The organism is Paenarthrobacter histidinolovorans, assembly GCF_014647595.1.
Classification (GTDB): domain Bacteria; phylum Actinomycetota; class Actinomycetes; order Actinomycetales; family Micrococcaceae; genus Arthrobacter; species Arthrobacter histidinolovorans.
Window position 1 is genome coordinate 120,519 of sequence record NZ_BMPM01000001.1, and the last position, 14,993, is coordinate 135,511.

Genomic DNA, 14,993 nt, shown 5'->3' on the forward strand with positions numbered 1-14,993 from the left:
TTGTTGTGTTGCTGTCAGTGGTGGACGCTGTAACCCAGCGGCCGGCCGCGGGTTTCCTTGGCGAGGATCACGCCCACGGCGGAGATGATGCAAAGCCCCATGATGTACAGACTCACTGACCCGGACCATTTGGTCGCGTCCAGGAGGGCTTGCGCAATAAACGTCGCGAAAGCTCCGCCCAAAATAGAACCCAGGGCATAGCCAATGGAGATGCCCGAGTAGCGGACCTGCGCCGGGAACATTTCTGCGTACATGGCGGACATCGGACCGTAGGAAAGTCCCAATCCGATGGTCAGCACAAACAAGGCCGTTCCGTAGAGCACGATGTCTTTGGTGTCGATGAGGATGAACATCGGAAGCATCCAGGCAAAGATCACACCGTAACCAATCAGGAACGTCTTCACGCGCCCGATCTTGTCCGAGAGCCAACCGCCCACCATGGTGAAGATGAGCCAGCCAAAGGAAGCGATGGTGGTGGCCAGGAGAACCGGCGGCAAGGGCATCTTCAGGGCCTTGGTGGCGTAGGAGATGAAGAAGGCAATGAGCAGGTAGCCGGCTGCGTTGTTGGCGATGAAGATGAGCGCAGCGAGGACAACTTCCTTCTTGTTCCGGCGGAAGAGTTCGCCCAGGGGAGCCTTGCTCTCAGCCTTGCGCTGGGCAAGTTCCTTGAAGACGGGGCTCTCCCCAACAGCGCGGCGGATCAGGTAGCCCACCACGATCAGGACCACGGACAGCAGGAAGGGCACGCGCCAACCCCAGGCGCTGAAATCCTCTTTCGACATGCCCGACTGCAGGAAGAACAGCAGCCCGGTAGCCAGGATCATTCCGATGGGCACGCCGATCTGCGGGTAGGCGCCGAAGAGTCCACGCTTCTTGATCGGTGCGTGCTCGACGGCCATGAGGGCCGCTCCGCCCCATTCGCCGCCTGCGGAGAACCCCTGGACGACGCGAAGGAAGATGAGCAGCACAGGCGCCCAGAGCCCGATCGTTTCATAGGTGGGCAGTACACCGATCAGCGCGGTGGCCGCTCCCATCATGACCAGTGTCATGACGAGTACTGCCTTGCGTCCCAGCTTGTCTCCAAGGTGCCCCGCGACGAAGGCTCCGAGGGGACGGAAGAGGAAACTGATGCCGATGGTGGCAAAGGACAGGAGCTGGGCGACTCCCGGGTTGGACTTCTCCAAGGGAGAGAGGAACAAAGGCGCCAACAGCGTGGCTGTGAGCTGGGCGAAGATGAAGAAGTCGTACCACTCGATGGTGGTGCCCACCAGGGTCCCGGCCAGGACCCGGCGCTCTTCACGCTTGCTGCTGGGGCCCGACGGCGAGTCGACAGTGGAAGTTGCGGTCATTGAAACTCCAGAGGGTGAGTGACTAAGCGATGCGGAGATGTATTAACCGACAGAACGGTCAGTTAGGAAACGATACTACAGCTTGTGACTCAAAGCACAGCCCCTGCGCCACGCCGCCAACATAGGATGGTTCGCATGAATCCACGCAGCGGAGTCAAGGGCCAGCCGGAAACCGGGACGCAGGTCCCGCCGTCGCAAACACTCTCCCGCGGGATCAGGGCCCTGGAGATCCTCGCCGCAGCCGATCGGCCGCTCACCATCGGAGAACTCACTGAAGCCCTGGGCGTTCACCGCTCCGTGGCCTACCGGATACTCAGGACCCTCGAAGACCACTCCCTGCTGGTCCGCGACGACTCCGGACGCGTGCAGCCCGGCCCCGGCCTTTCAGTCCTGGCCAGCGGCGTCTCCCGGAACCTGCAAACAGCTGCCCTTCCCGAACTCACGCAACTGGCGAACAGCCTCCACATGACAGCCTTCATCGCCGTCTGGGACCACCAGGAATGCGTCACACTGGTCACCGTCGAACCACGGCACACCGGCGCGGCACTCGCCCAGCACCCGGGCAGCCGGCACCCCGTCAGCACCGGCGCCCCCGGCATTGCCATCCAATCCACCATGACCGAGGAACGCTGGCAACAAGTAGGCGCCGGCAACCCCTACCGGCCCGAGGCCCACGAGGCCCGACGCGCCGGCTACGCCACCAGTCACGACGAAGTCGTCGCCGGGCTCTCTTCCATCGCCGCTCCCATCAAGGTTCCGGGCGGACGGCCGGCGGCAATCGCCGTCGTCTATATCCGCCTGGACCAGGACGCCGACGCCGTTGGAAAGGCGCTGGCCGCCAGTGCCGCACGTATCGAAAGCCAGCTGGCCTGAACCTTTCCTTCCAGGTCAAGCGGTGTGCCCCACAGCACAAGACTGCGGAGCAAGGGCGCCGAATACTCGAAGGAGGACCGGACACGCCGTCCGGTCCTTCTTTCGAGCACGAGAAGGAATCCATGAGCCTGAATCTTCTTGACACCTCCAATTGGCTGCCGTTGGACGGACTGGCCCCCGGCTTCGACGCCAACAAGGCCCCTGCCGTGCAGGATCTGGCCGGCCAACAATTCTCCGTCCGCGGCGAAGGCGGACCCATGACCTTCAGTTTCGACGACGAAGAAGTGCAATGGGCTGCCGCCGGCCACGCTGGAACATCCGCCTACGAGGCCTTCGCTGTCGCCGAGGAACTGTATTACTGCCAATGGCATAGCGTCCTGGAACCGGAACTCGCCGTATCCCTGGTCCTTGATCTTGCACAGGGCCGGGCGCTCTACATCGGCGCCGCGCTCGGCAGGGCCACCGCCTCCAGTGTCGCCGTGCATCACGACTTCCGCCCCGGAACACTGGACGGTTATCCCGCCACGGGCGATGCCATCTCCGAAAGCACGGCACTCATCGGCCGTCGCGTCGAATGGGTCTACAGCGAATCGCACGCCTACGAACACATCTACCTCAGCCCCACCTGGTATACCTGGCAGTGCCTCGCAGGTCCCGAGCGCGGATTGGCAGACACCGACTCCAACACCGTCCTCCAGGTCCGCCCTGGAATCTTTGTCTTCACCTGGCGGGAGAAAGTCATCCCGTGCGGTTCGGTCACAGTGGCCGACCACCGTGACCCCCGCGCCATCCGCTCCCACGGCAGCCTCTTCGGCTGGAACGAGGAAGGCACCGAACCCGTACATTTCACGTTCGGCGCACACGGCCGCTTGATCAGCATCACCCACCACACTCCGGAATTGAATCCGGCAACAGCGGGCTAGCACCGCAGGGTGGATCGCAGGGAGCCCCGGCACGGAGTGCGTGCCGGGGCTCTTTTCGCGGGACTAAGAGAGTCAGCCCTCCGAGCCGTGCCCGATCCGGGCGTACAGCGCAGGCTGCGAGCGCCGCAGGCGCAGGCCCCACACCACGCCCACGACTCCGGGGAGCAGGACCAACAGCGGCAGGACGAACGTGGCAGCCGTCGACTCCGTCTGTCCCAGCAAGACGTTGAAGTTGGCCAGGATGAGCACGAAAACCACCGCAAGCAACACGAAGCCCAGCGCCGGCGCAATGACCCTGACCCACAGGCTCGCGCCATGCTGCTGCCGGCGGAAGAAGCCGATCACGGCCACCGAAACCACTGTCATGAGGAGCACCAGGCCCATGGCCCCACTGTTTGTCAGCCAGGTGAACATGGTCAGCACGGGGTACAGTTCACCGAGATCGGAACCGGATCCCGCGATGGCGAAGGCCACGGTCACGACGACGGCAATCACCGTCTGCGCCAGCGAACCTGCGTACGGCGCCCCACTGCCGGCCCGGACCTTTGCCAGCGCCGAAGGCAGGACGCGCTCGCGGCCGAGGGAGAAGAAGTACCGCGCTACTGCGTTGTGGAAGCTGACGAGGGCGGCAAAGAGGCTGGTGACAAAGAGGAGCTGGGCGATGTCGCTGAGCAGCACGCCTCCGTTGGCACCCAGGAACGCGAAGATCATGTCGGGGCCGTTGTCTGTGGCTGTCCCGATGACCGCGGAGGGGCCCGCCCCCATGGTCATGGCCCAGGCCGATACTGCGTAGAAGACAGCGATGATCCCCACTGCGGCGAAGGTGGCCCGGGCGACAGTGCGTTGGGGATCCTTTGACTCCTCACCGTAGATGGCGGCGGATTCGAAACCCATGAATGCGGCAATGCCGAAGGACAGGACCGCTCCGACCCCGGGAACAAACAGGCTTTCCGGGCTGAAGGTCACAGCACTGACACCCTCCGGAGCCACTGCGAGGCTGATGACGTCGTACACGATGACCACCAGGAACTCGAAGGCCACCAGGACACCGAGTACCTTGGCGGAAAGATCAACCCTGTTGACACCCAGCCAGCCAACAACGGCGATGCATACCAGCACCGGGATCCACCAGGGAACGTTAACGCCAAGCCTCGCGGACAACAAGGATGAAACCGTGAACCCGAACAGCCCGTAGATGCCTACCTGCATCAGGTTGTAGGCCATGAGGGCGACCAGGGACGCGCCTACGCCGGCGGGCCGCGAGATGCCTTGGGCTATGTAGGCGTAGAAGGCGCCGGCGTTGGTGACGTAGCGGCTCATGGCTGCATATCCCACCGCGAAGAGCGCCAGGATTCCACCAAGGACCAGGAAGGACAAAGGAACACCCGTCACGCCGGTCACCGCAAACGTTGTGGTCACTCCGCCTGCGAGGACGGTCAACGGCGCCGACGCCGCGATAATCATGAAGGTCACTGCCGGTACGCCAAGCCGTCCCTTGGTTTCGACCGTTCGGGCGGTCGTGCCCTTGACGGGGTTATCCACGCTCATAGTGTGCTCCTGCCTCGGTGCCGCGGGAGATTTGCGCGGCACGATGTCTGTCATTCCGCAATCTTCCACCGCACGGAGCGTGCGTGACTTGTCTCACACGGCAAGGAGCTTGTCGCTGCACGCAAGCACGTTCGAGCCCGGCCGCCGGTGTAGAATCGTGGGCAAGCTCACGTCCGCGCCATCGGCCTTCCTGCCTCCTGGCAGCGGCACCACGGGCCTTTGGAAGGGAACTTGATGACCGTCGCGGCTGATACGGGCCCCGCAACCGTGGAAACCATCGTGGCGGAGTCGTTCCAGGAGTGGAGCAGGGCAATCTCCGCGTCCTTTGTACCCCTGCTGGCCCAGGGGCCACGCCATTCGACATTTCACGGAACCATGCGTGCCCGCGTTCTGGGACAGATCTCCGTAGTGGAAATCAATGCCGGACCCCACACTGTGCTGCGCACTCCGGAGCTGATTGCCAAGTCCACGGGTCGCTTCTTCAAGCTCAGCATCCAGCTCAGTGGCTCGGGTCGCCTGGTCCAGGACGAACGTGAAGCCGTCCTGCGCCCGGGCGACCTCTCCATCTACGACACCTCCCGCCCCTATCAACTAACGTTCGACGACGACTTCCGCACTTTGGTGCTCATGTTTCCGCACGTCCTGCTGGACTTGCCGGCCGAGGCCATGGGCCACGTCACTGCTTTGCGGATACCCGGCGACGAAGGCCTGGGTGAACTCATCAGCCCCTTCCTGGTGAAACTGGCCGACAACCTTGACGCCCTCTCCGGCACCAACGGGCTCCGGCTGGTCCACAACGCCCTGGACCTGGTGACCACCCTGTTCAACGGCGAACTCGACCAACTGATCGAGACCGGCCGGGATCCCCATCTCCTTCTCCTGGGGCGCATCCACGACTACATCGAAGCCAACCTCGGCGATCCCGGGCTCTCCCCCGGAACCATCGCTGCGGCCCACTACATCTCCACCAGGCACCTCCACGATCTTTTCCAGGAGATCGGAACAACGGTGGCTGCCTCCATCCGGCAACGGCGGCTGGAGAGATGCCGGCGCGACCTAAGGGATCCAGTGCTGGCAGAACGTCCCGTTACGGCCATTGCGGCGCGTTGGGGGTTCACAGACGCCGCCCACTTCAGCAGGATCTTCCGGGCAGCTTTCGGGAACTCCCCCACCGGCTACCGCAACAGCCACTGACGACACCCTGCACCAAAACCAGGGCCGCCGTCGGACAGTCATTGCAGTCAGGTGACCGCTGCAGTTGACTACGCGGCCGCCGTCGGGGCCGTCCCCTGATCGGTCAAAGCGGCCATCTCCTCCAGCATGGTTCGCAGCAGGCGGTCCTCCAGCCCTGCAAAAGCAGGATCGCCGGCGCGGTTGATCAACTCGCCGGGATCGTTGCGGTGATCGTACAGTTCGGCAATCTCCGTGCCGAAGTATCTGGTCAACCTTCCCTCAGCGGTGATGATTGTGCGCATGCGGACCGGCCCAGGCAGTCCCGGCAAACCGAACGGCTGCTCTTCCTCCACCAACAGCGCGTGCCTGTGCTGTTGGGTGGTTCCTTCCAGCAATGGCACCAGCGAACGTCCCTGGATTCCCCGGTAGCCGCGGGCTCCAGTGAGTTCAAGGAGCGTCGGCGCCACATCCGCGCTGGAAACCAGGGCTTCCGTCCGGCCCGGCGGACTTCCGGGAATGTGCACCACCAAGGGAACATTCGTGACGGCGCGGTAATGGACAAAGTGTTTGAGCATCAGGCCGTGGTCGCCGAAAAGGTCGCCGTGGTCACTGGTGAACACCACGATGGTGTCCTCCGCCAGCCCTTGCCGGTCCAGCTCATCGAGTATCCGGCCAATGTGCTCGTCCATCATGGTGATCAGGCCGTACTGCGCGGCCGCCGCGTTCCTGTACTGCTCCCCGGTTGCTGCCCACGTCATGGTGGGGTCCGGATTCGGCTCACCACGGTGTTCAATCATGTCCCTCACGTGCGCCGGCGATGCTTCGTGGTCCTGGTCAAAGCCGAGTGGGAGTGGCATGGCCGCGGGATCATAGAGATCGGAGTATCCGGCCGGCGGGGAGAACGGATGGTGGGGGTCGGGGAAGGACACGAACATAAAGAAGGGTTGATCCTGACCTGCGGCGTCCTTCAGGTGCTCGATTGCTTTCTCGCTCACGTAGCTTGTGGGGTGGATCTCGGCCGGAATGGCTGTCTGGTACACCTGGTCCCACCCGCCGTACCTGCTCGACGAGTTGCCGGGCCCGCCCAAAGCTTCCGGGTCGATGCCCCGTTCCCGGGCCCAGTGCACGTAGTGGCCGCCGGGCCGGTCCCCGTGGCCGATCACCAGGTCCACGTGCTGGTAGCCGTAGTAGTCCGACGGCAGCGCAATGAACCGGTCATCGTGCGCTTCGCGGTTTTCCCACTGGTCCCACCCCGCAGCGAAAGCATGACGGCGGGCGTCACCGGCTGCTGCGTCCAACAGCATGGGGTCGGTGGCCCGGATTTCCTCGGCCTGGTGGGGTTCAAATTCCCAGCCCATGTTCTGGTGGTGCAGTTTTCCCACCCCTACAGTCCGGTAGCCTCCGGCTGCCAAGGATCCCGGAATGGTCTGCGTCAGGGGGTCCAGGGTGATGCCGTTGCACCGTGTTCCGTGCGCTGACGGCCACCGTCCCGTCATCAGGCTGGCACGGTTGGGCATGCACGTGGGATTGGCCACTGTCGCGTTGCCGAAAACGGTGCTTCTGGCTGCGAGCGCATCCAGGTGCGGGGTCTTGACGGTGCTGTTGCCGCTGAAGCCCAGGTGGTCCGCCCGGAGCTGGTCGGCGATGATGAACAGGATGTTGGGCCGGCGCTTTTCGCTGGTGCGCTGCGCTGTCATGCGGGCCTCTTGATGAGGGACAGCACTTCGGTGCGTTGCCGGGCGAACTCCGGCAGCGAGCGCGTAGTGATCTGGTCGCGGGGACCGGGCAGGTCCACGTCCACCACCTTGAGCACCCGTGCGGGCCGTGATCCGAGGACCACCACCCGGTCCGCAAGGTAGACGGCTTCGTCGATGTCGTGGGTCACCACCAGGATGGTCATGTTAAAGTCCCGCCGGATCTTCAGGCACAGGTCCTCCAGGTCGAAACGCGTCTGCGCATCCACTGATGCGAAGGGTTCGTCCATGATCAGGATCTCGGGCCGGTACGCCAACGCCCGGGCGATCGCGACGCGTTGCTGCATGCCTCCGGACAGCTGCCACGGATACTGGTTGTCGGCGTGGGATAGCCCGACGGCGGCCAGCGCGCCATCACAGCGCTCCCTCAGTTCCGCTGCGGACAACTTGAGATGCCTCAAGGGCAGGACCAGGTTCTTTCGAACGGTCAGCCATGGCATCAGCGACCGGTTGTAGTCCTGGAAGACCAATGCCATTTCCGGAGGCGGGCCACTGATGGTCCGCCCATCGATGGCTGCCCTTCCGCTGGTGGCCGGCTGGAGTCCGGCCAGGCATTTGAGGAGTGTGGTCTTGCCGACGCCGGAAGGGCCGACGATGCAGACAACCTCACCGGCATCCACGGTGAAGGTCAGGTCTTCGATGACCGTGCGTGCTTTTCCGCCGCTGCCATAGGTCTTGGCAAGATGCGCCACGTCCAGCCGGGGCGTGGACGCGCTGAGACGTGTTTTTGGTTGCTGTGCCATGGTGGACTTTCTGTTTCGGGTGGAAAGACTGTTGCTCATGATGCACGCGCCAGGCGACGGGATCCGATGTACCAGGAAAGGACCTTGCGGCGAAGGAGGCTGAACAGGATGTTGACCAGGAATCCAATGACGCCCAAGAGCAGGATCCCTGCCCACATGTCGGCGGTCATGAAGCTCTGTTGGGCCAGCAAGGTCATGGCTCCGATGCCCTGCGAACTTCCCAGCATCTCGCTGGCGATCATCACGATGAACGCCACCTGCAGGCTCACCTGCAGGCCAGAGAAGATCTGCGGGGTCGCTGCAGGCAGGAGAACATCCAGCACCCGTTCTTTCCGGGTCAGGCGGTAGACCTTGGCAACATCCATGAGGTCGCTGCTGACGCTGCGGATGCCGTCCACCGTGGCAATCATGGTGGGAAACAGCGCCGCCAAGGCGATGCTGGTGACGCGCATCTGGGTGCCGAAGCCTATAAGTGAGATGAAGATGGGCACCAGCGCCACTGGAGGTATTCCGCGGAGGAAGTGGATCAAGGGGTCCATCATCCACCGGACAGGTGCAACCAGAGCCGTGGCGAACCCCAGTGCGATCCCGGCTATGGCCGCGATGGCGAAACCGAGGAACAGGTTTCCCAGGCTGAGCAGGACGTCGGACTGGAAGTGCTCAAACAGCCACAATTCCCGGAAGCGGACAATGATGGTTTCCAGCGGGGGGAAGAAGGGGTCGGTGGAGTTCGCGGAAAGGAACCACCATGCCACCAGGAGAAGCACGGGGGCGGCGATGCCGATCACCCAATTACGCATTGTGATGTTACTCATCGCGGCACCGCTTCCCGGTAGGACTCGTGCCAATGCAGGACCCGGCGCTCGGCCAGCCGCGTGACACCTTGGAACAAAAGACCCAGGACTCCGAGGACAATCACCAAACCGTAGAGGCTGGCGTAGTCACCCGCAGCTTGGGCTTGGTAGATGTTTTGGCCGAGGCCCGGGCCGCCGCCCAGGAGTCCGGCCACCACGGTAACCACCAGGGCAGCGGGCGCTGCCACGCGCATCGCTGTTCCGATGTAGGGCATGGCACTGGGCAGCACCACCCGGGCCAGGATTTCACCCTCTCCCATGCCATAGGAGCGGGCGGTGTCGCGTGCCACTGGGTCGGTGCCCTGCACGCCATCCACAGTTTGCATGACAATGGGGAGCAAGCAGCCGAACACCACGAGGAACAGAGACATCTCTGCAGTAGGGCCCAGTACCAGCACGGCAAGGGGCAGGATGACGATCGGTGGAACCGGCTTGAGGAACTCCAACACGGCCAAAGTGGCGTACTTCACGGACTCGAAGCTGCCGACGAGCAGCCCTATTGCCACACCAGCCACGGCGGCCAGCGCCAAAGCGAGCAATGCGATACCAATCGTGGCCCCCAGCGAGGACCAGAATGTTCCGGTCCCCAGAATGGTCGCGAGGGTTGAGAACACTGTAGTGGCCGGCGGCAGCGCATTTCCCGCGATCTTGGCCTCTGCAAGTACCTGCCAGATGGCCAGGGCACAAGCTACACCCACAACGCTGAAGGCGTAGGGGCGGACGGACGCTTTCATGATGAATCTCCCATGTCGTTCTCTTGCCTACTTGCCGAAGATGATGTCGGCCGGCAGTTTCACCGGGGCATTCAGGAAGCCGAGGTCGGCAAGATTGTTGTTGGCCCGCTCAATGTCTTCCACACGTACCTCGCCGGGCCAGTAGTTGACTGCCCCGGACTTGACCACATCCAGCGGGGTCTTGGTGATCCCGGCGCTGAGCTGCTGTGCTTCATCCAGGTGGCCGTTGGCGTAGGCGTTCGCCTTGTAGATGGCGGCTTTGAACCCCGCCAGGGCCTTCTCCTTGGACTTCACCGTGTTCGCCCCGGCGACCCACAGCCCAATGGCTCCCTGTTCAAAGAACTCCACCCCTGGAGAGGCCAGAAGGCGGTTTCCCTCGGACACCGCTTTGGACGTGAACGGAGCTATCAGGGAAGCTGCGTCCACGCGCCCGGAATTGAGCGATTGCAGCGCCGATGACGGGTCCAGGACCATCCAGTTCACTTTTGCGGGATCTCCCCCGTCGTCCTTCACCAGTTTGCTCACTGTCACCTCCAGCTGTGCCTTCCTTGCCGGAACGCTGACGTTTTTGCCTTCCAGGTCCTTCGGCCGGGTGATGGATGAATCCTTCCCGACGAGAAGGCCGGTATCGTCCACGCGGTTGAGGTCGCTGGATTCTCCTGCCCCGTCCTTGTATCCATCGGCTGCGGCGACGATCTTGAGCGGCACATTCTGGCTCAAGGCGTTCAGGAGCGGAATGGAGGGAGTATAGGTGAGGTCTATCTGTCCGCTCTGGGCTGCTGCAATGCCCGCCGGAGGGTTGGCTATGACAGAGATCTCGACGTTGAGACCCTGTTCCTTGAAGTAGCCCTTGTCGGCCGCGAGGCGGATGCCGGCGTCTGACCCGATGCCGATGGTTCCCACCTTGAGGGTGGTGGTCCCATCGGCGGCCGGGACGGCTGCCGGGCCCGAGCCGCCTCCACAGGCTGCAAGTGCCATGGACAGTACAGCGGCAACAGCCAAAGGAATAGTGCGTCGCATATGGTGCTCCTTGAATGACGAATGGTTGGAACGGAAGACGATGGTTCTAGCTGGTGGATAAGTGGACAACGCGGCCACCGCTCATGGTGAGCCGGATGTCGGTGTCGGTGAGCTTGTCGATCTCCTCATCGGCCGGCCATGCGGTGGACAACAGGCACAGATCTGCTGTCCTGCCGGGTAACAGGGAGCCCTTGAAGTGCTCCGCGTGATCCTGCCAGGCAGCCTCAACGGTCATGGCGGCCAGCGCCTGCAGACCGGTGATCCGCTCGGGGTCGCCCGGTGCGCCGGGCGTGGACCGGGTGGCACGCCGGACGGCAGCTACCACGGTGCGCCGCCAATCCGGGCTGGTCACAGGTGCGTCGGAAGCAATGTTGAAACGGACGCCCGTTTCCACGGCTGAACGCAGGGGCTGGTGGCGGGAGAAGCGATCCTCTCCGAGCACTTGGCGCATGATGTCGCCGGCCTCCTGGCGGATCAGGGGGTTGGTGCTGTAACCGATCCCCCGTTCAGCCATGGTGCGCAGGGTGCTTGTGTCGCTGAAGGCACCGTGGATGATGTAGTGACGATTGTGCTGAGTTCCGGTGGGCGTGGGACTTCCACCGGGAGCAGTGGTTGCTGCAACGATCGCTTCCACAGCCGCGGCGGTGGCAGCATCTCCGGTGGCGTGCACGCCTGCCTGCAATCCGGCATCGTTAATGAGTTGCAGAATCCTGTGGAGTTCAGCCACCCGTTCGGCATCGCTGTCTCCCTGGATCACCAGGCTGCCGTGCGTACAAGCCGTGCCATAGGGTTCGCTCATCCAGGCGGTGCCGCTGCGCGGGATCCCGTCTGCGAAGACTTTGACGCCCGCGATCCTCAGCTGCTCCGGATCAATGCCGCGGTCCTTGCAGCTTTGTGCCAGCCCACTCTTAAGACCGTCCTCAACGGCCACGGCATTGGCTCCCCCGGTTCCCGCGAAGAGCATGAGGACATTGATCCTCAACGTCAGTTCACCTGACAAGGCGAGGTCACCCAACAGCCCGAGCGCCGCCGTCGTACCCGCTCCGTCCATGAGTCCGGCGCTGGCCGGCCCCAAACCAGGCTCCGTGAGGGAGGTGATGCCCAGCGAGTGCAGGTATTCCTGGAAGCGAAGCACCGCGGGTCGGAGCGTTGCGGCGGGAACGGGCGGCATGGCCCGCGAGATGAGTTCCATGGCACCGTCCTGGAACAGTCCGGTGGGGGCGCCGTCGTCTGCCCTCACGATCACGCCACCGTGGATGTCCGGGGTTGTGGCGGTGATGCCGGCGCGCCTGAGCGCTTCCCGGTTGGCCAGGAGTTGGTGCCCGGTGGCATCGAACGCCACCAGGGGCGTGTCAGCCTGGCAGTCCAACAGACCCATGGCTGGTCCCAGTATCGACTCGTCCCAGCCGTGGGCGCGGATCCAGCCATCCGCGCCTTCCTGTGCCGCGCTCAGGACTTCGACGACGGTCGCCCAGTCCGGGGTGACGGACGGGTCCAGCCGCACATAACCAAAGGCGGCCATCGCCGCCGAGACGAAGTGCAAGTGGGCATCATTGATGCCGGGGATGACGGCCCCACCGGCGGCGTCAACAACCTGCGTACCCGGGCCAATCTGCCGGCTCACATCATCGTGGCCAAGTCCGGCAACGCACCCGTCCTTGACGGCAATGGCATCGGTCATGCGGTGTGGCTGTGCCGGGTCCATGGTGTGGACCGAGGCATTCATGATCACCAGATCAGCGAAATCTTGCATCGGTTCTCCTCAGGTCACCGCATCCGAATGTGATGCAGACAACGTTCTTGCAAGAAGTATGTCGCTTGACTGGGTCACTTGACTAGGTTTTGACGTAAAATTTCTTTCAAAGGACTTTTCCGCCCCCACGGCACGGCCACAGGGCCGTCACGGCGGAGAACGCCTACGATCGATGAGACCGTTGGGTTGTTGCATCCGGGCACGGGTGGAAAAAGCATGAGGAAGGTGAACGGATGGCCAGGGTTCCCGCCGAAGAAAGGCGCCTGCAATTCGTCGAAGCGGCAGCCAGGGTCATCGCACAGGATGGGCTGGCCTCGGCTACGACACGTCGGATCGCCAGCGAGGCCGACGCCCCCCTCGCGGCGTTGCACTACTGTTTCCGCAGCAAGGATGAACTCCTTGAAGAGGTCTATAACTTCCTCAGCAGGGACTACGCCAAAGCACTGGACCCCGTTGCAGACCCCGGCCTGGGCCTGCGCCACATGGTGGGTGCCCACGCCCGGCGCATCTGGAGCCGCATGCTTGAAAACCCGCACGAGCAAGTCACTACGTTTGAACTGCTGCTGCGACGCTTCCGCGTGGAAGCCGACGACCAGCCACAGGCGCTGCTCATGAACCGTTCCATGTACGACGGTTGGGTAAGCTCAACGCTGGAGTTGTTCCGTGGAGCCGCCGAAGCCGCCGGCGAGCCCGTCCCCACCAACCTGGAGGACATCACCCGTTTATTCATCTCGGGGATCGACGGCATCAGCATGCAACACCTGGCCGATCCCGACCAGGAGCGGTCAAAGCGCCTGGTGGAACTCATGGCACGGTCCCTGTCCGGTGCGCTCGATTACGCCTGAGGTTGGCGCTTCATCACCAGGGACGTGACCGCACCCAGCAGAAGAAGGCCCGCCGCGGCGGCCATGGACACCATGAAAGCCGCGCCCGCCCCCTGCGTCTCGGCCAACTGTCCGGCCAGATAGGATCCCAGCGCGGTTCCGGCCACTATCCCGCTGGCCAAAGCCGTCATGACGGTAGCCATTCGGCCAGCCGGAGCAACAACGCCGCCAATGCTGAACACCGTAACCATGACCGGACCCACCGGAATGCCGAGCACCAGCAGCACGAAAATCATGGGCCAAATGCCCGCGGGAAGAAGCAGCAGCAAGGACAAAACGGACATCGCCAGGGCTGCCACAACCCACCTCGAGGCCAAGGTGAAGCGCTGCGGCCAGAACGCGACGGACAACGCCGCAACCGCCGAGCTGAGACCCATCACCGCGTACAGCAGGCCCGCAATTTCTGCCGTGGCGTACTGCGCTGAAAAGGCGCTCAACGCGTTCTGCGTCGCGCCGAAGAATGTGCCCATGCACACCATCGCAACCACCGGCACCGCCACCACTGCGGCTGCCCAGCGCTTGCGCCGCGGCCCGGCTGCCCGCGTACCCTCTTCGACCGAAACCCCGACGCCGGCCGTCGCCTTGCGCGGAGCCGGCACCACGGCACGCTGGCTGGGGTGGACAGCAAAGGCCGGAACCAGGGTGATGGTCATCACGGCAGCCAGCGCGAGCGGCAGCCATGGGGCCACCACGCTGGCCAACACACCCACCAACGCCGGGCCGAGAACGAACGTGATCTCGTCAGCGGTGCCCTCGTAGGACAATGCCGTATCCAGGTCAGCCCGGTTGGCGGCAACACTTCTTTTGACCCCGGCGGGTCCGGGAGAAAGGTTGCGGGTGGTCAGGGCCATCCAACGCACGCGGGCCATGGGGCCAACTTGGGGGCAACTGGCACCCGCCAGGAAGGCTGCGACCAGGACACCTGCGGCGTCGGCCACACCCGCGTAGCCGGGAGTGATGTACGCGGCAGCCAAGAGCCCGGCCACAGCCAAGGTATTGATGACCGCGGCAACGAGCAGGACGATGCGTTGTCCGGCACGATCAGCCAACGAGCCAAGGACCGGTGCGCCCAGGGCCGAGCCGATGCCCACCGCTCCGGCAGCCATGCCACCGATGGCATACGAATGGCTGACTGCCGTCACCAGGGTCAGGGTGCCAACGGTCAACATGGCAAGAGGAAGCCGGGCGAAGAGGCCCAGCGGCAGGAATCCAGGTCCGGCCAGTTCCGGAAGGCGTGCGAAACGGCCAGGCAGACGCGAGGTCCGTGCGGGTGTTGATGACAAGGGCTGGGAAGCCACAGAAGATTTTTCCATTAATCCGGGTTCGCTAAAGGTTGCGCATCGTCCCTCCTCCCGATGCGCGCGACCCGGTGTAACGGTTTAAGT

The 14,993-nt window shown here is 63.6% G+C and carries 13 protein-coding genes; 4 read left to right on the top strand and 9 right to left on the bottom strand.

What is annotated here, in order from left to right; genetic code table 11:
• Positions 1-14: 14 nt before the first annotated feature.
• Complete coding sequence (locus IEY62_RS00555) at positions 15-1,349, bottom strand: MFS transporter (protein WP_189013016.1); 1,335 nt, start codon at positions 1,347-1,349, stop codon at positions 15-17.
• A gap of 126 nt (positions 1,350-1,475) precedes the next feature.
• On the opposite strand from IEY62_RS00555, the gene IEY62_RS00560 reads away from it, so the two are divergent.
• Complete coding sequence (locus IEY62_RS00560; protein ID WP_404594111.1) at positions 1,476-2,222, top strand: IclR family transcriptional regulator; 747 nt, start codon at positions 1,476-1,478, stop codon at positions 2,220-2,222.
• A gap of 122 nt (positions 2,223-2,344) precedes the next feature.
• Entirely contained in the window at positions 2,345-3,145 is an 801-nt protein-coding gene (locus IEY62_RS00565) for a MoaF C-terminal domain-containing protein (RefSeq protein ID WP_189013020.1), read from the top strand.
• Positions 3,146-3,217: 72 nt separating this feature from the next.
• On the opposite strand, the gene IEY62_RS00570 is transcribed toward IEY62_RS00565, so the two are convergent.
• Complete coding sequence (locus IEY62_RS00570) at positions 3,218-4,693, bottom strand: APC family permease (protein WP_189013022.1); 1,476 nt, start codon at positions 4,691-4,693, stop codon at positions 3,218-3,220.
• Between the two features lie 234 nt (positions 4,694-4,927).
• Between IEY62_RS00570 and IEY62_RS00575 the strand changes: the two genes are divergently transcribed.
• The gene (locus IEY62_RS00575) at positions 4,928-5,887 is read left to right on the top strand and encodes an AraC-like ligand-binding domain-containing protein (RefSeq protein WP_189013024.1); all 960 of its coding nucleotides are present in this window, start codon (positions 4,928-4,930) and stop codon (positions 5,885-5,887) included.
• A gap of 68 nt (positions 5,888-5,955) precedes the next feature.
• Here the strand turns inward: IEY62_RS00575 and IEY62_RS00580 are convergent, their stop codons facing one another.
• From IEY62_RS00580 to IEY62_RS00605, 6 genes are read right to left on the bottom strand one after another with little or no spacing between them, the layout of a single operon-like run.
• The gene (locus tag IEY62_RS00580; protein WP_189013026.1) at positions 5,956-7,563 is read right to left on the bottom strand and encodes a sulfatase family protein; all 1,608 of its coding nucleotides are present in this window, start codon (positions 7,561-7,563) and stop codon (positions 5,956-5,958) included.
• Entirely contained in the window at positions 7,560-8,363 is an 804-nt protein-coding gene (locus IEY62_RS00585) for an ABC transporter ATP-binding protein (RefSeq protein ID WP_189013028.1), read from the bottom strand. Before IEY62_RS00585 ends, IEY62_RS00580 begins: the two co-directional genes overlap by 4 nt.
• Before the next feature lie 35 nt (positions 8,364-8,398).
• A complete protein-coding gene (locus IEY62_RS00590) occupies positions 8,399-9,178 on the bottom strand; it encodes an ABC transporter permease (protein ID WP_189013030.1) in 780 nt (259 codons plus the stop codon).
• Complete coding sequence (locus tag IEY62_RS00595) at positions 9,175-9,951, bottom strand: ABC transporter permease (protein ID WP_189013032.1); 777 nt, start codon at positions 9,949-9,951, stop codon at positions 9,175-9,177. The genes IEY62_RS00590 and IEY62_RS00595 overlap by 4 nt, the downstream gene beginning before the upstream one ends.
• A gap of 27 nt (positions 9,952-9,978) precedes the next feature.
• Complete coding sequence (locus tag IEY62_RS00600) at positions 9,979-10,971, bottom strand: ABC transporter substrate-binding protein (protein WP_189013034.1); 993 nt, start codon at positions 10,969-10,971, stop codon at positions 9,979-9,981.
• A 46-nt stretch (positions 10,972-11,017) separates the two neighbouring features.
• Positions 11,018-12,724, bottom strand: a complete 1,707-nt coding sequence (locus tag IEY62_RS00605; RefSeq protein ID WP_189013036.1) for an amidohydrolase — start codon at positions 12,722-12,724, stop codon at positions 11,018-11,020.
• Positions 12,725-12,957: 233 nt separating this feature from the next.
• Between IEY62_RS00605 and IEY62_RS00610 the strand changes: the two genes are divergently transcribed.
• A complete protein-coding gene (locus IEY62_RS00610) occupies positions 12,958-13,569 on the top strand; it encodes a TetR/AcrR family transcriptional regulator (protein WP_189013038.1) in 612 nt (203 codons plus the stop codon).
• On the opposite strand, the gene IEY62_RS00615 is transcribed toward IEY62_RS00610, so the two are convergent.
• A complete protein-coding gene (locus tag IEY62_RS00615; protein ID WP_189013040.1) occupies positions 13,560-14,921 on the bottom strand; it encodes an MFS transporter in 1,362 nt (453 codons plus the stop codon). The genes IEY62_RS00610 and IEY62_RS00615 overlap by 10 nt on opposite strands.
• Between the last annotated feature and the right edge of the window lie 72 nt (positions 14,922-14,993).